The organism is Pseudomonas sp. CP-1 (assembly GCF_021213715.1).
Classification (GTDB): domain Bacteria; phylum Pseudomonadota; class Gammaproteobacteria; order Pseudomonadales; family Pseudomonadaceae; genus Pseudomonas; species Pseudomonas aeruginosa.
The window spans coordinates 623,519-641,689 of record NZ_JAJQKY010000002.1; the positions used below are offsets into that span (position 1 = coordinate 623,519).

19 protein-coding genes are annotated in these 18,171 nt (G+C 67.0%); 7 read left to right on the plus strand and 12 right to left on the minus strand.

Going from position 1 to position 18,171, the window contains the following annotated elements; all coding sequences use genetic code 11:
• The 3 genes from LT948_RS06740 to LT948_RS06750 are packed head-to-tail and all read left to right on the plus strand — an operon-like array spanning position 1 to position 2,698.
• Positions 1 to 1,173 (plus strand): ABC transporter permease, encoded by a 1,173-nt coding sequence (locus tag LT948_RS06740; RefSeq protein ID WP_003130238.1) that lies wholly within the window; start codon positions 1 to 3, stop codon positions 1,171 to 1,173.
• The gene (locus LT948_RS06745; RefSeq protein ID WP_003098675.1) at positions 1,170 to 2,303 is read left to right on the plus strand and encodes an ABC transporter permease; all 1,134 of its coding nucleotides are present in this window, start codon (positions 1,170 to 1,172) and stop codon (positions 2,301 to 2,303) included. The genes LT948_RS06740 and LT948_RS06745 overlap by 4 nt, the downstream gene beginning before the upstream one ends.
• A 53-nt stretch (positions 2,304 to 2,356) precedes the next feature.
• Positions 2,357 to 2,698, plus strand: coding sequence for a YceK/YidQ family lipoprotein (locus tag LT948_RS06750; RefSeq protein ID WP_003098676.1), 342 nt, complete (start codon positions 2,357 to 2,359; stop codon positions 2,696 to 2,698).
• Position 2,699: 1 nt separating this feature from the next.
• Here the strand turns inward: LT948_RS06750 and LT948_RS06755 are convergent, their stop codons facing one another.
• Positions 2,700 to 3,626, minus strand: a complete 927-nt coding sequence (locus LT948_RS06755) for a LysR family transcriptional regulator (RefSeq protein ID WP_003091833.1) — start codon at positions 3,624 to 3,626, stop codon at positions 2,700 to 2,702.
• A gap of 273 nt (positions 3,627 to 3,899) precedes the next feature.
• Here LT948_RS06755 and fpr point away from each other — a divergent pair, with 273 nt between their 5' ends.
• Positions 3,900 to 4,676 carry a ferredoxin-NADP reductase gene (fpr, locus tag LT948_RS06760; protein WP_003091832.1) on the plus strand — a complete coding sequence of 259 codons (777 nt, stop codon included), beginning with the start codon at positions 3,900 to 3,902 and terminating at the stop codon, positions 4,674 to 4,676.
• A gap of 82 nt (positions 4,677 to 4,758) precedes the next feature.
• On the opposite strand, the gene LT948_RS06765 is transcribed toward fpr, so the two are convergent.
• The 7 genes from LT948_RS06765 to LT948_RS06795 all read right to left on the minus strand — a co-directional run bounded on the left by LT948_RS06765 (position 4,759) and on the right by LT948_RS06795 (position 13,066).
• Positions 4,759 to 5,295 (minus strand): nitrous oxide reductase accessory protein NosL, encoded by a 537-nt coding sequence (locus LT948_RS06765; RefSeq protein WP_003111481.1) that lies wholly within the window; start codon positions 5,293 to 5,295, stop codon positions 4,759 to 4,761.
• Positions 5,296 to 5,311: 16 nt separating this feature from the next.
• Positions 5,312 to 6,139: an ABC transporter permease gene (locus LT948_RS06770; RefSeq protein WP_003111482.1), complete on the minus strand. Its 828-nt coding sequence runs from the start codon at positions 6,137 to 6,139 to the stop codon at positions 5,312 to 5,314.
• Positions 6,130 to 7,044, minus strand: coding sequence for an ABC transporter ATP-binding protein (locus LT948_RS06775; RefSeq protein ID WP_033995997.1), 915 nt, complete (start codon positions 7,042 to 7,044; stop codon positions 6,130 to 6,132). The genes LT948_RS06770 and LT948_RS06775 overlap by 10 nt, the downstream gene beginning before the upstream one ends.
• Positions 7,041 to 8,327 (minus strand): nitrous oxide reductase family maturation protein NosD, encoded by a 1,287-nt coding sequence (locus tag LT948_RS06780; RefSeq protein ID WP_073656907.1) that lies wholly within the window; start codon positions 8,325 to 8,327, stop codon positions 7,041 to 7,043. Before LT948_RS06780 ends, LT948_RS06775 begins: the two co-directional genes overlap by 4 nt.
• Positions 8,324 to 10,234, minus strand: coding sequence for a TAT-dependent nitrous-oxide reductase (gene nosZ / locus LT948_RS06785; RefSeq protein ID WP_003098686.1), 1,911 nt, complete (start codon positions 10,232 to 10,234; stop codon positions 8,324 to 8,326). The genes LT948_RS06780 and nosZ overlap by 4 nt, the downstream gene beginning before the upstream one ends.
• A gap of 42 nt (positions 10,235 to 10,276) precedes the next feature.
• Complete coding sequence (nosR, locus tag LT948_RS06790; protein ID WP_023092623.1) at positions 10,277 to 12,424, minus strand: transcriptional regulator NosR; 2,148 nt, start codon at positions 12,422 to 12,424, stop codon at positions 10,277 to 10,279.
• 228 nt (positions 12,425 to 12,652) lie between these two features.
• Entirely contained in the window at positions 12,653 to 13,066 is a 414-nt protein-coding gene (locus tag LT948_RS06795) for a VOC family protein (protein ID WP_003098688.1), read from the minus strand.
• Positions 13,067 to 13,126: 60 nt separating this feature from the next.
• Here LT948_RS06795 and LT948_RS06800 point away from each other — a divergent pair, with 60 nt between their 5' ends.
• Positions 13,127 to 13,429 carry a putative quinol monooxygenase gene (locus LT948_RS06800; RefSeq protein WP_023875044.1) on the plus strand — a complete coding sequence of 101 codons (303 nt, stop codon included), beginning with the start codon at positions 13,127 to 13,129 and terminating at the stop codon, positions 13,427 to 13,429.
• 6 nt (positions 13,430 to 13,435) lie between these two features.
• Here the strand turns inward: LT948_RS06800 and tsaA are convergent, their stop codons facing one another.
• The 4 genes from tsaA to amrZ form a co-directional block, all read right to left on the minus strand.
• Entirely contained in the window at positions 13,436 to 14,131 is a 696-nt protein-coding gene (gene tsaA, locus LT948_RS06805) for a tRNA (N6-threonylcarbamoyladenosine(37)-N6)-methyltransferase TrmO (protein WP_023875045.1), read from the minus strand.
• A 52-nt stretch (positions 14,132 to 14,183) separates the two neighbouring features.
• Positions 14,184 to 14,954: a 3-oxoacyl-ACP reductase RhlG gene (gene rhlG / locus LT948_RS06810; RefSeq protein ID WP_003138231.1), complete on the minus strand. Its 771-nt coding sequence runs from the start codon at positions 14,952 to 14,954 to the stop codon at positions 14,184 to 14,186.
• A 97-nt stretch (positions 14,955 to 15,051) separates the two neighbouring features.
• Positions 15,052 to 15,417: a DUF2784 domain-containing protein gene (locus LT948_RS06815; RefSeq protein WP_003109290.1), complete on the minus strand. Its 366-nt coding sequence runs from the start codon at positions 15,415 to 15,417 to the stop codon at positions 15,052 to 15,054.
• A gap of 153 nt (positions 15,418 to 15,570) precedes the next feature.
• Positions 15,571 to 15,897: a transcriptional regulator AmrZ gene (gene amrZ, locus LT948_RS06820; RefSeq protein WP_003091802.1), complete on the minus strand. Its 327-nt coding sequence runs from the start codon at positions 15,895 to 15,897 to the stop codon at positions 15,571 to 15,573.
• Between the two features lie 360 nt (positions 15,898 to 16,257).
• On the opposite strand from amrZ, the gene phnC reads away from it, so the two are divergent.
• Positions 16,258 to 17,094 carry a phosphonate ABC transporter ATP-binding protein gene (phnC, locus tag LT948_RS06825; RefSeq protein WP_003109291.1) on the plus strand — a complete coding sequence of 279 codons (837 nt, stop codon included), beginning with the start codon at positions 16,258 to 16,260 and terminating at the stop codon, positions 17,092 to 17,094.
• Positions 17,095 to 17,146: 52 nt separating this feature from the next.
• A complete protein-coding gene (phnD, locus tag LT948_RS06830) occupies positions 17,147 to 18,151 on the plus strand; it encodes a phosphonate ABC transporter substrate-binding protein (protein ID WP_003091795.1) in 1,005 nt (334 codons plus the stop codon).
• The last annotated feature ends 20 nt before the right edge of the window (positions 18,152 to 18,171 follow it).

Sequence of the window (18,171 nt, forward strand, 5' to 3'; positions counted from 1 at the left end):
ATGGCGTGGGCCGCGCTGAAGCGCAACGCCAGCCGTTTCGTCCAGGCGTTCAACACCGAGACGCGGATCGCCTGCCGCAGCTGGACCATCCACTGGCTCGGCTGGTGCTGGCCGCTGCTGCTGTTCGGCGTGATCAGCGGCGTCTACCAGGCCGGTACCCTGCTGGACATGCCGCTGGCGGTGGTCGACAAGGACCATAGCCAGCTGTCGCGCAAGCTGATCCGCGACCTCGACGCGACCTCCCACGCCCAGGTGATCACCGTTCCCGCCGGCGTCCAGGAGGGGCTCGACGCGATCCGTCGGGCCGATGCCTACGCCTTGCTCTACATCCCGCCGGACTTCGAGGCCGACGTGCTCGGCGGGCGCGCGCCGAAGGCCGAGCTGTACTACAACGCGCTACTGTATTCGGCCGGCTACGCCGCCACCCAGGACTTCTCGGCGCTGGTCGCCAGCCTCAACGGCGAATTGCGTCCGCGCCTGGCCGCCGGGATGCCGGCGGCGCTGCCGCACCTGGCGAGCATCAGCGTGTCCTACGACAGCCTGTTCAATGCCAGCGGCAACTACATCTATTACCAGCAGTTCGCCGCCATCGTGCACCTGCTACAGCTGTTCGTGATCGTCACCATGGTCCATGTGCTGGCCCGCGAGGCGCCGGAACTGCGCGCCTCCTCGCCGCACATCCTGCGGGCCAAGGCCCTCGGCGTACGCCTGGTGGGCAAACTGGCGCCCTACACGCTGCTGTTCACCGCGCTGCTGATGCTGGAAATCTTCCTGCTGGTGGCGTTCTCCGGCGCGCGCATCAACGGCAGCCCGCTGGCGATGCTGATGATCACGCTGTTCTACGTGATTGCCGCGCAGAGCGTCGGGCTGGTGCTGTTCGTCTTCACCGCCAACCGCTTCACCGCCTATTCGCTGGTGGGCATGCTGATCGGCGTCGCCCAGACCTACTCGGGAGTGCTGATCCCGGAACTGGCGATGCCGACCCTGGCGCGGGTGATCGCCGAGGCCGAGCCGCTGACCCACACCCTGCACGGCCTGTTCGACCAGTTCTTGCGCCAGGCGCCGCCCAGTTCGGCGCTCTACACCTGCGCCAAGCTGGCGCTGTACCCGCTGATCGCCTACATGATCGCCAAGATGCGCCTGCGCAGCCGCCTGGACCTGAGCCCGATATGAAGAACTACCTGCAGATCCTCCGGGAAACCCTGAAGGCCATGCTGTCCAAGCCGATGTGGCTGATGGTCGTGGCCTCGGTGTGCATCACCTCGCTGCCGTACATGAACCACACCGCCCTCGACCTGCCGGTGGCGGTGGTCGACGAGGACCACAGCGACGTGTCGCGCGAGCTGGTCCGGCTGCTCGATTCGGCGCCGAAGGTCGCCGTGGTCGGCTACGACAGCCTGCCGCAGGCCAAGCGCGACCTGGCCTGGCGCGAGCTGTACGCGATCATCGTGATCCCGCTGAACTTCGAGAAGCGCCTGCTGCGCGGCGAGGCGCTGGTGATCCCGTACTTCGGCGATGCCACCAACCGCATGGCCAACGGCCAGATCCAGCAGGACATCTCGGCGGTCTACAGCGCGCTGACCAACCGCTACAACGCCGCCCTGCTGGAACGCGAAGGCTTCACCGCGACCCAGGCGCAGGTGGTGCTGAGCCCGCTGGTAGGGCAATTGACCGACCTGTTCAACCCCGGCATCAGCTTCGCCGCGATCGTCCTTCCGGGGCTGCTGTCGCTGATCCTGCAACACAGCCTGCTGCTCGGCTGCACCCGCGGCAACATCATGCTGCGCGGCGGCACCCCGCGCTACATGCGCCAGCCGCTGTCGACCCGCTTCGGCCGCTACAGCGCGCAACTGCTGATCTGGACCGTGCTGGCGATGCTCTTCTACGTGATCTGGCCGCACCTGCTGGGCTATCGCCAGTCGGCCTCGTTCTTCATGCTGCTGGGGATCGTCCTGCCGTTCCTGATCGCGGTGATCGCCCTCAGCGAGTTCATCGCCGAGCTGCTGCCCACCGAGGAATCGGTGTACCTGACCATGACCTTCATCACCCTGCCGCTGTTCTACATGGCCGGCTACAGCTGGCCGGAACAGGCCATGCCGGACTGGGTACGCTGGCTGGCCGACGCGATCCCCTCGACCTGGGCGATCCGCGCCATCGCCGAGATGAACCAGATGGACCTGCCGCTGCGCGAAGTCAGCGACCATGCCCTGGTGCTGCTGGGCATGGCCGCCACCTATGCGTTGCTGGGTACGCTGCTGTACCAGTACCGCAACTGGCGCTGGGACAACGTCAAGGGTTGGTGAAGCGGCGCAAGGCCGGCCATACTCGGCTGGCGTTCGCACAGGGAGATGAAGGAATGTTTCGTTCGGGGCTTTCTTTGCTGGTGCTTCTGGGGCTCGCCACGCTCGGCGGGTGCGGTTCCGTCAACACGCTGGTACGCGATGACGCCAGCGCCGCCCACGACCTGCGCCTGAAGGCGACCGCCTGCACCAGCCTGCCGCGGGTGTACAGCGGGGTCAGCTACACCTTCTGCCGGCTCAACGTGAAGACCGGATCGCCGGTGGCGCCGGCGCAAGCCGACGGCATCCTCGAGGTGCTGGCCCTCGACTTCGCGCTGTCCGGGGTGATCGACACCCTCGCGCTGCCCTATACCTCGTACCGCCAGTACCGCGACGGCAACCTGTCCCTGGCCAACTGAGTCAGGGAATCAGCGGCAGCACGATCTCGTCGCTGCGGCTGATCCCGGCGGTCTCGCTGCGGCACAGGTCGAGGAACTCGCGCATGGTCGCGGTCTGGTACTTCTGCTTGTGCCAGATGAAGTAGAACTGCCGGCGCAGGTCCAGGCCGGGCGTTTCCACCGGCACCAGGCTGCCGCGGCGGAAAGCGTCGCGCAAGGCCAGGCGGGAAATGCAGCCGATGCCCAGGCCGGACTCCACGGCACGCTTGATCGCCTCGGTGTGCTCCAGCTCCAGGCGGATGTTCAGCGGCCGCGGGTGATGACGCATGGCCTGGTCGAAGGTCAGGCGGGTGCCGGAGCCCTGCTCGCGGAGGATCCAGGCCTCCCGCGTCAGCCGTTCCAGGTCGGCGCCGCCCCGCCGCGCCAGCGGATGCTGGGGGGCGCAGAACACCACCAGTTCGTCCTCCATCCAGGGTTGCACCTCGATGTCCGGATGCCGGCAGTCGCCCTCGATCAGGCCCAGGTCCAGCTCGTAGTGGGCGACCTGCTGCACCACCTGGGCGGTGTTGTGCACGTGCAGGCGCACCCGGCAGTCCGGCTGGCGCTGCATGAAGGCGCCGATCAGCAGCGTGGCCAGGTAGTTGCCGATGGTCAGGGTGGCGCCGAGGTCGAGGGAGCCGAAGGCGGTCTTGCCGTTGAGCAGGTTCTCGATTTCCTCGCCGCGGTCGAGCAGCGCCACCGCCTGCGGCAGCAGTTGGCGGCCGAGGGCATTGAGGGTCAGGCGCTTGCCGGCGCGGTCGAACAGCTTGCAGTCGAACTGCCGCTCCAGCTCGCCGAGCGAGGTGCTGGTCGCCGACTGCGACAGCGACAGCCCCTCGGCGGCGCGGGAGACGCTCTCCTGCTGGGCCACGGCGACGAACACCTCGAGCTGGCGGAGGGTGAATTTCATCCAGGCTTCCTCGTCTAGAGCGAAAGGCCCCGCGACATTTTGCCGTTCCGTCGGCGGGGTTGGCTCGGTTATCCTTGCGCCCCGTCCGCGGGAGCGATGGGAGCCCTCGGCGGCCGGCGGCCGACCGATATCGTGTTATCCCATATCCATATTCTGGATAAGCATTATCCAGACAATTCATTTTGCGGATATTTTGGCAACCGATAAAATGCCGCGCAACTGCGTCACGTCTGCTGCTGTTGGTGTGCGCCCGCGTTTTCCTAGGAGTCTTTGATGAGCAATCTGTACACCGAGCGCGTTCTCAGCGTGCACCACTGGAACGACACCCTGTTCAGCTTCAAGACCACCCGCAACCCGGGTCTGCGCTTCAAGACCGGCCAGTTCGTGATGATCGGCCTGGAAGTCGACGGTCGCCCGCTGATGCGCGCCTACAGCATTGCCAGCCCGAACTACGAAGAGCACCTGGAGTTCTTCAGCATCAAGGTCCCGGACGGCCCGCTGACCTCGCGCCTGCAGCACCTGAAGGAAGGCGACGAGCTGATGGTCAGCCGCAAGCCGACCGGCACCCTGGTGCACGACGACCTGCTGCCCGGCAAGCACCTCTACCTGCTCAGCACCGGCACCGGCATGGCGCCCTTCCTCAGCGTGATCCAGGACCCGGAAACCTACGAGCGCTACGAGAAGGTGATCCTGGTCCACGGCGTGCGCTGGGTCAGCGAACTGGCCTACGCCGACTTCATCACCAAGGTCCTGCCGGAACACGAGTACTTCGGCGACCAGGTGAAAGAGAAGCTGATCTACTACCCGCTGGTGACCCGCGAGCCGTTCCGCAACCAGGGCCGCCAGACCGACCTGATGCGCAGCGGCAAGCTGTTCGAGGACATCGGCCTGCCGCCGATGAATCCGCAGGACGACCGTGCGATGATCTGCGGCAGCCCGAGCATGCTGGAAGAGACCAGCGCCGTGCTCGATAGCTTCGGCCTGAAGATCTCGCCGCGCATGGGCGAGCCGGGCGACTACCTGATCGAGCGCGCCTTCGTCGAGAAGTAGGCCTCCGCCGCGCCTCGTCGCGCCAGGCGAAGAAAGCCCCTGCCGTATCCGCGGCAGGGGCTTTCTGCTTTCCGGCCCCCGCTCAGTGCGCCGGGTGCCGGTGCGGGTGGTCGCCGCCCACGCCTTGCAGCACCGTCTGGTCGATCTCGTCGAAGCGCAGTACCCGGCCGCCTTCCTCGGCCGCCAGGCGCGTCGCGGCCTCTTCGTCGGCGAACGAGGCGAGGGTGGCGCCCATGCCGCCCGGCCGCTGGATGCCGACCACGTAGTAGGCGCGGGTGGCGTCGATCAGGCGGGCGTCGTCGGGGTGCCGCCAGTCGGCCTGGCTCATGTCGTGGACATACAGGCGCGCCTGGCCCTGGCGGTTTTCCGGTTGCAGCCACCAGCCGAACAGTTCGGCGGTGGAGCAGAACTTGCGCACCGCGCCGGGAAGCACCGCCTCGCCCTTGGGACCGGGCATTTCCTCGATGAGCATGCCGCAGACGTGGCATTCGTCGCCGCTGGCGATCGGCACCGGGCCGAGTGCCGTGGCGTCGTCCCGCGACGCATCGCAGCCGGCCAGCAGCAGGCCGAGCAGGAGCGTGCCGAGCAGAGGGCGCAGGGGGAGGGTATGACGTTGCATGGAGGAACCTCGTGAGTCAGATGGGGCGGCGGCGGAACAGGCCGTGGGCCAGCGCCAGGGCAGCGCAGGCCCAGAGGGCCAGGGCCAGCCAGAGGGCGCTGGCGGACACCGGCAGGTCGCTGGCCAGGGGAACCACCCCGCCGGCGGCGGCTGCGTCGAAGCCGGACAGGTTGATCAGCCGGTAGAGGTCGGTCGGGTTGAGCAGCAACAGCCAGGGCAGCAGCCGCGGGCTCAGGTGACCCTGGCTGAGGACCAGGATCGCCAGCAGGGCCAGGTCGAACAGCAGGACGAAGAAGAACCACAGGCCGAGCGCCTGCCCGGCGGCGCTGGATTTCTCGCCGGCGCGGCTGCTCAGGGCGTAGGCCAGGGCGAGGAACACGCAGCCGAGCAGCAGCGAGGAACCCATGAAGCGGCCGAAGGCGCCCAGCAGGATGGCCGCCTCGACCTCCGGCACCAGCACGAGGATCGCCAGCGCCGCGCTGCCGAAGCCGATCAGGGTGGCCAGGGCGAGGATCAGGCCGTGACCGAGGAACTTGCCGAGCAGCAACTGGCCGCGCCCCAGCGGGTAGGTCAGGAGCAGCAGCAGGGTGCCGCCTTCCTCCTCGCCGACGATGGCGTCGTAGGCCAGCAGCAGGGCGATCAGCGGCATCAGGAAGGTGGCCAGGCTGGTCAGGCTGGCGACCGTCGCCGGCACCGAGGTGAAGCCGACCTGGCCGGCCGCGGCGGCGCCGAACCAGGCGATGCCCACCGAGAGCAGGGCGAACAGCAGGCTGATCGCCAGCAGCCAGCGATTGCGCAGGCCGTCGGCCAGTTCCTTGCGGGCGATGGTCCAGACTACGGGCATGGCGTGGCTCCGGTGGGGGCGGGGGACATGTGGTGGCGATAGAGGTCCTCCAGCGACGGCGGCAGGATCTCCAGCTCGAACTCGCGCGCGGCCAGCAGCGCTTCCAGCACGCCGTCGCGCTCGGCATCGTCCAGCAGTACCTCGATGCGCTGGCCGTCCAGTCTCCGCGCCGCCAGGCCGGCCCGGCGCCAGCGTTCGAGCCACTGCGGGTTATGTGGGCTGGCCAGGCGCACGCGGGTCGGCAGAGCCGCCTTGCGGCGCAGTTCGGCGAGGCTGCCGGCCACTTGCAGGCGGCCGCCGGCGAGAATCGCGGCGCGGTCGATATGCGTCTCGACGCCGGGCAGCACATGGGAGCAGAGGACGATCCCGGTGCCCTGGCCGCGCAGGCGGTCGAGCAATTGGTAAAGCTCGACGGTGGCCAGCGGGTCGAGGCCCACCGTCGGTTCGTCGAGCAGCAGCAGGCGCGGCTCGCCGAGCAGCGCCTGGGCCAGGCCGAGGCGCTGGCGCATGCCCTTCGAGTAGGTTTTCAGGCGCCGCCTGGCGGCATGGCCGAGGCCGACCTGTTCCAGCAGGCGCGCGGCCTCGGCCGGCGCCACGCCCTTGAGGCGGGCGAAGTGGCGCAGGGTTTCCGCGCCGCTGAGCTGCGGGTAGAAGGTCACGTTCTCCGGCAGGTAGCCGAGCTGGCGGCGCGCCTCCAGGCTTCTTGCATCGTGGCCGAGGACCCGCACGCGGCCTTCGCTGGGGGCCAACAGGCCGAGGACCAGCTTGATGGTGGTGGTCTTGCCGGCGCCGTTGTGGCCGAGCAGGCCGAGCACCTCGCCGGGCTCCAGGCGCAGGTCGAGCCCGCTCAGGGCGGTGAGGGCGCCGTAGCGCAGGGTCGCGCCGTCGATCTCGACCAGGCTCATGGCCTCGGCTCCGCGGCGGGCATCCGCATCAGCGGATGGCTGTCGCGCACGCCGGGCGAGCGCACCACCGGGAAGGCGCGCTGGACCCAGCGCAACAGCTCGATGCTCGGGCTGTTCAACAGCAGGCGTACCTGCGGGTACAGCCAGATCAGCCGGTCGACGTTGTCGTTGGGCTCGTAGGCGACGTCGCCGAGACCGTCGTCGTTGCGGTCCCAGCCCAGGTAGTCGCTCCAGTAGTTGCCGCGGCCGTCGGCGGACCACTCCTGCTCGCGGCTGGCGACGTACTTGACCTGCTGGCGGTTGCCTATGAAGGCGTTGCCGGCGATGCGATTGTCCTCCGAGCCGGCGGTGAGGTGGATGCCCAGGGCGCTGTCGGCGAAGCTGTTGCCTTCGATGCGGTTGAACAGCGAGTTGTAGATGAACAGCGCCTTGCCCTCGGCGCCGGAAATCATCGCGTCGCCGGTGCTGCCGCTGCGCACGCCCTCGACGCGGTTGCCGGCCAGGGTCGAGTAGGTGATGTAGTTCATCAGGATGCCGTAGTTCTCGTCGTCGATGGAGCGGTTGCCGGTCACGGTCAGCTTGCGGCTCTGCATCAGCGCGTAGCCGGTGCGGGTGCGCCGGGTCAGGTTGTCGGTCACCCGGCTGTTGTGGGTGAACATGTAGTGCACGCCGTAGCGCAGGTCCTCGAAGCGGTTGGCTTCGATGCTGCTGTCGTTGGAGGTGTCGATGTAGACCCCGTCGCGGGTGTGGCTGACCCGGTTGCCGCGGACCAGGGCGTCCTTCACCGCATAGAGGTGGATGCCGTTGCCGCGATCCTGGGAGCGCACGCTTTCGTCGCCCTCGATGCGGTTGTCGAGCACCTGCGCGCCCACCGTGGCGTCGAGCCAGACGCCGAAGCCCGCGCCGCGCAGGTCGTTGCCGCGGATCACGGCGCCGCTGGCGGCCTTGCCGACGAAGATCGCGGCGTCGAGTTCGGTCAGGTTGCGCCCCCAGTTGCGCAGCCGGCAGCCCTCGACGGTGATCCCGGGGCTGGTCAGGGTCAGCAGGCTGCCGTGGCCGCCGCCGTCCAGTTCGGCGCCGGCCTCGCAGCGCAGGTGCAGCGGCCGGTCGATGACGAAGTTGCCGGCGTAGCGGCCCGCCGCCAGGCTCCAGCGGCCATCGCCGTCGGCCCGCAGCGGCAGGCCGTCGACCGGCTCCGCGCGGGCCGTGGCGAGGCCGAGCAGGAGCAGGGCGAGGAGCGGCCCCGCCCGGCGCCCGGCCATTGACCGCGCTGAGTGGATCAAGCCTTTTCCACCAGCATCCGCCCGCACATTTCCATGTGCAGGGCGTGGCAGAACCAGCTGCAGTAGTACCAGTGCACCCCGGGCTTATCGGCGACGAAGGTGATCGACGAGGTCTGTTGCGGGCTGATCTCCATGCAGACGCCGTGGTTGACCATGACGAAGCCGTGGGTCACGTCCTCGATCTCGTCGAGGTTGGTGATGGTCACGGTGACTTCGTCGCCCTGCTTCACCTTGAACTCGGTGAGGCCGAAGGAGGGCGCCATCGAGACCATGTAGACGCGGACCTTGTTGCCCTCGCGGATGACCTTGTTGTCCTTCATCAGGTCGATGCCGTCCTTTTCCGCGCGCTTGACCGTCTCGGCGAAGAACGGGTCCTTGCGGTCCCAGATCTTGCGGGTCTTGATCTGGTCGCGGCGGGCGAGGATGCAATCGTGCGGTTCGGCGAAGGTCGGACCGTCGTGGACCAGCTTCATTTCCTCGCCGGAAATGTCGATCAACTGGTCGTTCTCCGGGTGCAGCGGACCGGTGGGCAGGAAGCGGTCCTTGGAGAACTTGCTGAGCACCACGATCCACTTGCCGTCGGCTTCGCTGGTCTCGCACAGGGTGGCGTGGTTGTGCCCCGGCTGGTACTGCACGTCGAGTTTCTGGCGGATGTAGTCGACCTTCTCGCCCTTGTAGGCGCGCACCGCGTCGGCCAGGTTCCACTTCACCAACTGGCTGTCGATGAACAGCGTGGTATAGGCGTTGCCTCGGCCATCGAAAGTGGTGTGCAGCGGGCCGAGGCCCAGTTCCGGCTCGCCCACCACCACGTCGCGCGGGTCGGCCAGCTTGCCGGCGAACAGGTCGCCGAGGCGCTCGATGGCGATCATGGTGCAGGTCGGCGAGAGCTTGCCGTTGGCGATGAAGTACTTGCCGTCCGGCGAGGTGTTCAGCCCGTGGGGGTTCTTCGGTACCGGGATGTAGCGGGTCACCGGGCTGTCCTTGCCGTCCTTGCGCCGGCCGTCGACCACCGGCACCTTCGAGTCGCCGAGGGTGACGAAGCGCTTCGCCTTGATCTCGGCCTCGATGCGCGGGATGTCGAACACCACCACCCAGTCGCGCTCGTTGCGCATCATGCCGCCGAGGTCGACGGCCTTCTCCGAGTTGTAGCAGGTGGAGGCGGCGAACCTGCCGCTGTAGTCCATGTCGGTGTTGTCGAGGTTGCCGTCGACGATCACCTGCCAGGCCACTTCCATGGTCTCGGCGTCGATGGCGTTGTACAGGGTGAAGGCGTTGTCGCCGGACAGGTCGAAGGTCGAGCCGTCGTTGGGATGGGGGATGATGAACTCGGCGTTGCAGAACACGTAGCGGGTATGCGGCACCTTTTGCAGGCGCAGGCCGTGGATCGCCTGGACGTTGGGAATGGTGACGATGCGGTCGCATTTCATGACGTCCAGGCGGATGCGCGCGACCCGGCTGTTGGCCTTGTCGTTGATGAACAGGTACTTGCCGTCGTACTTGCCGTCGGTCATCGAGATGTGCGGATGGTGGCAGTCGCCGTTGAGGAAGCGCGCGCTGTCGCCGAGGACCCGCTTGCTCTCGTTGGTCAGGCCCCAGCCGGTGGCCGAGTCGACGTTGAACACCGGTATGCGCATCAGCTCGCGCATCGACGGCACGCCGAGCACGCGTACTTCGCCGGAATGTCCGCCGCTCCAGAACCCGTAGTACTCATCCAGTTCGCCGGGGGCGACCTCGGCCTTGCTGCGCTCGCCCTTGCCCGCGGCCCGGGCCTCGCGGCCGACCACCGCGCTGCCCAGGGCGCTGGCGCCAACCAGGGCGGCGGCTCCGGTCAGCGCCGAGGCGCCGAGGAAGCCGCGGCGGTTCAGGCCGTGGGTTTCTTCGTGGGGGCTTTTCGTGTCGTCGCTCATCTCGTGTCGTCCTCAAGGGCAGTCAGGGGAAAGGGAGCCAGGTCAGAGGTTCTCCGCGGGTATTCGCGCGTTGTCCGCCGGCGCGCTCTTCGCGCGCTTCTTGCGCTTGTTCACCAGCGGCGGGCACTTGTCCTGGTCGTGGTAGGTCATCTGGCAGTCGAGGCAGTAGTGGCATTCGTTGGCCTCGATGCGGCCGTCCGGATGGATCGCCTGGATCTCGCATTCGCGGGCACAGAGCTGGCACGGCTTGCCGCATTCCGCGCGGCGCTTGAGCCAGTCGAACAGGCGCGCCTTGGCCGGGATCGCCAGGGCCGCGCCCAGCGGGCAGAGGTAGCGGCAATAGACCTTGCGGGTGAACAGGTTGACCACCAGCAGCGCGACGGCGTAGGCGACGAACCACCACTGGCGGTCGAAGCCGAGGGTGATGGCGGTCTTGAACGGCTCCACCTCCGCGGCCTGCTCGGCCAGCGCCAGGGATTCCAGGGAGAGACCGAAGAGCACCAGCAGGATGATGTACTTGATCGCCCAGAGCCGCTCGTGCACGGCGAACGGCACCTGGAACTGCGGCACGCGGAGCTTGCGCGCGAGTTCGTTGAGCAGTTCCTGTAGCGCACCGAACGGGCACAGCCAGCCGCAGAACACGCCGCGGCCCCAGAGCAGCAGGCTGGCTGCGGTGAAGGTCCAGAGGATGAACAGCAGCGGGTCGCTGAGGAACAGCTCCCAGCGGAAGCCTTCGAACAGCGCGTGGACGAAGGTCAGCACGTTGACCACCGATAGCTGGCCGAGGCTGTACCAGCCCAGGTAGACCAGCGTGAACGCCAGGTAGCCGGTGCGCAGTCGCTGCATCAGGCGCGGCCGTCGCACCAGGCGGTCCTGGAGGAAGAGGATCGCCAGGAGCAGGACGAGGGCGGTACAGAGGACCCCGATCTGGAAACTCTTCTGGTACCAGACCCGCAGCCACAGCGGCCGGGCAGCCTCTTCCAGGGCGGCCAGTTCCTCGGCCGTTGGCTGCGGCCGCTCCAGGTATTCCTCGGGCGTCTGGCAGGCCAGCTCGAAGCTGGTGAATACCCCCGCCACCGGGCCGGTCTGGCGCCGCACGAGCAACTCCAGGGTCCAGGGCGAGCCCGGATCGAAACGCTGGCTGGCGCGGGCGACGAAGATCGCCATCTCGCGGAACTCCGGCATGCCTTCGGCGTAGACGTCCGACAGGCGCTGGTAGTCGAGGTCGCGGAAGCTGATGATGTCGCCGAACTGGCGCAGTTGGACCCGATCGAAGATGCCACCGCGCACGTAGCCGGAACCCTTGAAGGAATACTCGCCGTCGCCGAGCACGACGAAGGCGTATTCGCCTGGCTTCAGCGACGCCATCAGTTCGCGGTACTGGTTGTCGCCGAGCAGGCTGCGGCCCACCGCGGGAGGGTTGAGCAGGGCGCTGTAGAGATCGATGAACGGCTCGTCGCGGTGCGCCGCGTCGGCCTCGCCGATGCCTTCGGCCTCGCTGCCCTTGAAGGCGTCGTCGATCTGCCCGCGACTCAACTGCAGGCGGCGGATCGCGCCGTTGCCGAGCAATTCGCTCCAGCTCGCCGTCGCTGCCGGCTGCTGGCGCACCTGCGCCGGCTTGGGCCGCACATTGCCGCGGTCCTCGATCAGGCCGAGGGCAACCGCCACCGTATGCGCGGCGCGCATGACGATCTCGTTGACCACCATCACCGTCACCGTGGCGCCGCTCACCGCGTCGACGGTAACCGCCTGCGGGTCGCTGGAGCGGCCGACCACCACCCGCTGGTCGGCGCGCACGCCGTCGTACCTGGCGCTGAAGGCGTGCAGCTTCTCTTCCGGGATGCCGATCAGCAGGATCGGTTCGTGGTGTTCGAGGACGTAGGCGTCGCGGATAACCGCCTGCGGATCGAGGATCACCTGCAGGTTGATCGGCTTGCCGGAGTAGGCCGGGATGTCGGTGACGCTGAGGGTCTGGAAGGCGTAGCCGAGGGTTTCCTCGCCCTTGCTCAGGCGGCGTACGCCGTAGTCGCCTTCGGGGTCGCCGATCCGCTCGACCGCGGGGAATACCTGGGCGATGCGCAGACGCTCCAACTCGCTGAGTTCGGCACCCTGGGCGGCGAGGCCGACCAGCAGGAGCATCCAGGCGAAGACACACCGCCACGATCCGGCGGAAAAACGAAGGGCGCGCATAGGTTCCATCTACTACTGGCTACCGGCGAAAAAAGGGACGCCGCGCTGCGGTGGGGTCTGCGCCTGGCGGTGGAATCGCTTCCGTTGCCGGATGCTAGGAGGTGCGGGGGCGGAACGCGCTTGATGAAAGTCAAGAAGTGGAGATGAGGAGCCAGCGAGGTTGCTGGCACTGAGTGTACCGAGTCGCCCCTCTCCCTTCAGGGAGAGGGGGAGAGGGCTGCCCGAGGCTCAGGCCAGGCGTTGCCCGGATACCGCCGGATGGTACAGCGGCTGCACCTTGTTGCCCGCCGGGTCGAGCAGGTGGAAGCTGCGCGCGCCGTCGCCGTGGTCGAAGGGTTGGTCGAGCAGGGTCACGCCCAGCGCCTTCAGGTAACGGTACCAGGCCTCCAGTTCCTCCACGCTGTCGACGACGAAGCCATAGTGATCCATGGTCTGCAGGCCGTTGCTGGCGGCGTGGGCGCGGCCGAGGGAAAGGTTGTCGTTGCCGCAGGTGAGATACACCAGGTCTTCGTTGGCGCGGTTCAGCACTTCCATGCCCAGCACGTCGACATAGAAGCGCTCGCATTCTTCCAGGTTGGGCACCAGCAGGGCGAGGTGACGCAGGCCGTTGAGGCGGGAGGGGCGGGCAGGGCGGTCGGACATGGGCTTGCTTCCTTTTTTGTATACAATAATTTTGTAAATCTAAAACAAAAGGAAGTTTCCGTGTACTGCATCTTTATCAAGACCCGCCTCAGGCCCGACTGCGCCGAGGCTTTCATCGATGCCATCCAGGTCAACGCCGCCGCTTCCGTGTCCACCGAGCCCGGCTGCCTGGTGTTCGACGTTTCCCGCGACCGACAGGACCCTGACCTGGTCTATCTCTACGAGATCTATCGCGATGACGCGGCCTACGAGGCGCACACCCGCACCGCGCATTTCCGCGACAGCCGGCCGTTGGTCGAGCCGCTGATCCTCGAACAGGAAGTCTTCGAAAGCGACGCGCTGGCGCTCAATCCGCTGCGCTGAGAAGGCTCAGTCGCCGCGGGCGACGTCCAGCACGCGGATCAGGTCCGGGCGCGGGTAGTGCCAATGCACGTCGAGGTCCCACAGGCGCACCCCGTAGCGGCGCCCGGGCTCCGGCTTCTGGTAGGCCGGACGCGGGTCCTGGGCCAGGCACTGCTCGATCAGCTCGGCCACCGGCTGCCGCAACCGCTGGCCGTGCTCATGGGCCTGGCGCCGCGCCTGCTCGCTCCACTCCACGGCGATGCCCGGCGGCCGCGCGTCGGCGATGCCGTTGCGGGCGTCGGCCACGGCGTCGGCGTAGGGTACGTAGGGCTTGATATCGAGTACCGGGGTGCCGTCGAGCAGGTCGATTCCGGACAGCCACAGGCGCCCCGCTTCGAAGCCCTCCAGGCGCACCACCGACTGGCCGATGCCGTTCGGCCGATGGGTGGCGCGGGTGGCGAAGACTCCCAGCGAGCGGTTGCCGCCCAGACGCGGCGGGCGCACCTTCAGTCGCGGCTTGTCTTCCAGGGCCTGGTGGAAGAGGAACAGCAGCCAGACATGGCTGACCTGCTCCAGGCCTTCCAGCGCTTCCGCCTGGTCGAACGGCGGCAGCAGTTCCAGGGTCCCCCGCGCCGCCGGCGCGAGCAGCGGCTGGCGCGGGATGGCGAACTTCTCCATGAAGCAGGAGCGGATGTAGCCGATGGGAGAAACGCTGTGGGTCATGGCGGGACGAGGCGAGCGGTCGGGGGCGTCATGTTACCCGGATTGGCGGCGCTCAGAGATGAAAACCGCCGTCGATGGGGATCACGTTGCCGGTCATGTAGGCACCGGCGGTGCCGGCCAGGCTGATCGCCAGCGCCGCCATCTCCTCCGGGCGACCCCAGCGGCCCATGGGAATCGACGCGCTGTCCGCCTCCAGTGCCTGCGGGTCATTGGCGATGTGACGGGTCATGCGGCTCGGGAAGCGTCCGGGAGCGATCACGTTGACATTGATGTGCTCGCCGACCAGTTCCTTCGCCAGCATCCGCGACAGTTGATGCAGCGCGGCCTTGCTCGGCCCGTAGGCATAGGCTTGTTCGCCCATGGCGCTGATGCCCGCCACCGAGCCGATGTTGATCACTCGCGCCGGATTTTCCGCGCTGGCCGAGCGGCGCAGCAGCGGCAGCAGTTGCTGGATGCAGGAAAACACCGAGGTGACATTGAGCTGCATGACCTTTTCCCAGCCGGACACCGGATAGCTTTCCAGCGCTGCGCCCCAACTGGTGCCGGCGTTGTTCACCAGGATATCCAGCCGCGCGCTGAGTTCGCCGAGCGCCTGCGCCAGGCGCCGGGCACCGGCTTCGCTGGAAAGGTCGGCAGGGATCGCCTGGCAATCGCCGTAGGCCGAGAGGTGTGTGGCGGTGTCGGCGCAGGCCTCTGCGTCACGTGCGCAGATGAAGACGCGGGCGCCGGCTTCGAGAAGACCCTGGGCGATCATCTGGCCGATGCCGCGGCTGCCGCCGGTGACCAGGGCGACGCGACCGGCGAGGCTGAAATAGGGATGCATGGGAAACACTCCGGGCTGGGCAGGGGTGACCAGCCTACGATTCGCCTCGCTGCCGGCGCAGCACTATCCAGGTACGGAATGACGTGGCATCCGTGGCTCAGCGGCTACCGCGGCGATGCCACAGATACAGGTAGGCGATCAGGTTGACCAGCAGAACGATGGCGCCAAGGATCCATTGCACCGTCGGGGTCAGGCCGGCGGGATAGATCAGCGGCAACAGGTAGTGCTCGACGAAGCCGCCGCTGTAGCCGGCGTCCCCGGCGGCCCGGCGCAGACGATTCTCCAGCGGGGTCAGCGGACAGGGCAGGCCGAGGAACTCAACGGCGCAGCCCCAGGCCACCGCCGGCAGGTGCAGCCAGGCCAGGCGTGGCCAACGCAACGGCAGCAGGCCGCCGAACAGGACGAACAGGATGAAGCCCAGGTGCAGCCAGACCAGGGCATCGGCGGCCAGGCGATAGCTCATTCGGCTCTCCCTTGTGGCGTTGGAGGGATAACGCCACCGCTACAGGGGCCGGCGGATAACCGCCTTGCGGTTACTCGCCCATGGTTGGGCCACCCATAAAGAAAAAGCCGGCGAATGCCGGCCATTTCAAGCGCTACGCGTGGGCTTCGGCGCTCAGGCCTGGGCCAGCTCCGCATCGTGTGCGATCAGGGCGACCAGCGCGTTCTGCTGACGGTGGGTCAGCTGGCGGAAACGCTGCAGCAGCTCGCGCTCGTGCAGGCTGAGTTCCGGGCTGTCCAGGCGAACACCGAGATTGTCTTGCAGCGCCCCTTCCTGGAGCAGGCTCTGCTCGAGTCGGGCGATGATCTCGGAGTTCATGCTGCGGTGATGGCTGCGAGCGACTTCTGCGATCTGCTCACGCATGCCCTCGGGCAGACGAACGACGAATTTGTCAGCGGTACGGCTGGAGTAGGTAGGAGTTGCCTGTTTCAGTGGGCGCATACATTGAACCTGTAGAGTCAGGGAAAAGCGGTGCCGAGGAAGCGTTCATTGTTCTCGGGCCTATGACCACGATTTCCGCCAGCCGTTCAGTCTGTTATTTCGGAAACAACAATTAGTTGACGTCAATTGTGCGTTGCGTGACGGCGTTTTGCCAGTACCAGCTATCTGAAATGCGAGCGATTCAACAAAAGCCTAGTTTTTTACTGGGGTTAGATGATGGCCTTCTGACCACCGGTCGTTCAATGGATTGTCACTCGACTGTCATCGTCACTTCACCGGTCTGACACAGTCTCCTCCTATCTTGGTCTACACCAGATGGCGCCGCTGGCGTCTTCGTGCAACCGATTGGAGGGGAGAACGATGAGCGCGGTGATCCGTGTCGACAGCCTGAACAAGACCTTTGCCCGCAAGCAGGCGCTTTTCAACCTGAAGCTGGAGATCCAGGCGGGCGAGATGGTGGCGTTGATCGGTGCATCCGGCTCCGGCAAATCCACGCTCCTGCGTCACGTCGCCGGGCTCGCTCGCTGCGACCGCGACAACGGCGGCAGCATCGACGTGCTGGGTCGCCGCCTGCAGGCGTCCGGTCGCCTGAGCGGCGAAGTGCGCCGCCTGCGCGCCGACATCGGCTACATCTTCCAGCAGTTCAACCTGGTCAACCGCCTCAGCGTGCTGGACAACGTCCTGCTCGGCTTCCTCGGTCGCATGCCGCGCTGGCGCGGTTCGCTGGGGCTGTTCAGCGCCGAGCAGAAGCGCCAGGCCCTGGAAGCGCTGGCGCGGGTCGGCCTGGCCGATCTCGCCGGGCAGCGCGCCTCGACCCTCTCCGGCGGCCAGCAGCAGCGCGTAGCCATCGCCCGCGCCCTGACCCAGAAGGCCGAGGTGATTCTCGCCGACGAACCGATCGCCTCGCTCGACCCGGAGTCGGCGCGCAAGGTGATGGACATCCTCGCCGACATCAACCGCCACGACGGCAAGACCGTGGTGGTGACCCTGCATCAGGTCGACTACGCGTTGCGCTATTGCCCGCGCGCGGTGGCCCTGAAGGGCGGCCGGATCCTCTTCGACGGCAGCAGCGAGCACCTTTCCGAAGGCTTCCTCAACGAACTCTACGGCGCCGAAGGGGACACCCCGTTGCTGTTTTCCGACCGTGCCCGGCGCGGGGCGGAGAGCCAGCCGGAACTGACCCTCGCGCGCGCCTGACGTCATTCGAACCGCATAAAAACCCGCCAAACCCTGCCCAGGAGTTCTCTCCATGTTGAAACGCTTCAGTCGTGTGCTCGCGGCTTCCGCCCTGCTCGCCGGCTCCCTTGCCGGGATGGCGCACGCCGACCAGCCGGTGATCAATTTCGGGATCATCTCCACCGAGTCGTCGCAGAACCTCAAGAGCATCTGGGAGCCCTTCCTCAAGGACATGAGCCAGCAGACCGGCTACCAGGTGAAGGCCTTCTTCGCCCCCGACTACGCCGGGATCATCCAGGGCATGCGTTTCGACAAGGTCGACATCGCCTGGTACGGCAACAAGGCCGCCATGGAAGCGGTGGATCGCGCCCACGGCGAGATCTTCGCCCAGACCGTCGCCGCCAGCGGCGCGCCGGGCTACTGGAGCCTGCTGATCGCCAACAAGGACAGCAAGATCGACAGCGTCGAGGACATGTTGGCGAACGCCAAGAGCCTGACCTTCGGCAACGGCGATCCGAACTCCACCTCCGGCTACCTGGTGCCCGGCTACTACGTGTTCGCCAAGAACAACGTCGACCCGGTCAAGGCCTTCAAGCGCACCCTCAACTCCAGCCATGAGGTCAACGCCCTGGCGGTGGCCAACAAGCAGGTCGACGTCGCCACCTTCAATACCGAGGGCATGGAGCGCCTGGAATTGACCCAGCCGGAGAAGGCCAGGCAGCTCAAGGTGATCTGGAAGTCGCCGCTGATCCCGGGCGACCCGCTGGTGTGGCGCAACAACCTGAGCGACGAGCAGAAGAACAAGCTGCGCGACTTCTTCTTCAAGTACGGCGCCAACGCCGAGCAGAAGAAGGTCCTCGCCGACCTGCAATGGTCGAAGTTCCAGCCCTCCGACGACGACCAGTTGCTGCCGATCCGCCAGCTCGAGCTGTTCAAGCAGCGCACCGACGTGGCGAACAACGCCAACCTCGGCGCCGAGGAGAAGGCCGCCAAGCTGAAGGCCCTCGACGAGGAGCTGGCCAAGCTGGAGAAACGCATGGCCGAGCGCGAGCAGAAGACCGCCGCCAACGCCGGCTGATCCACCCCGGGCGCGGCCGG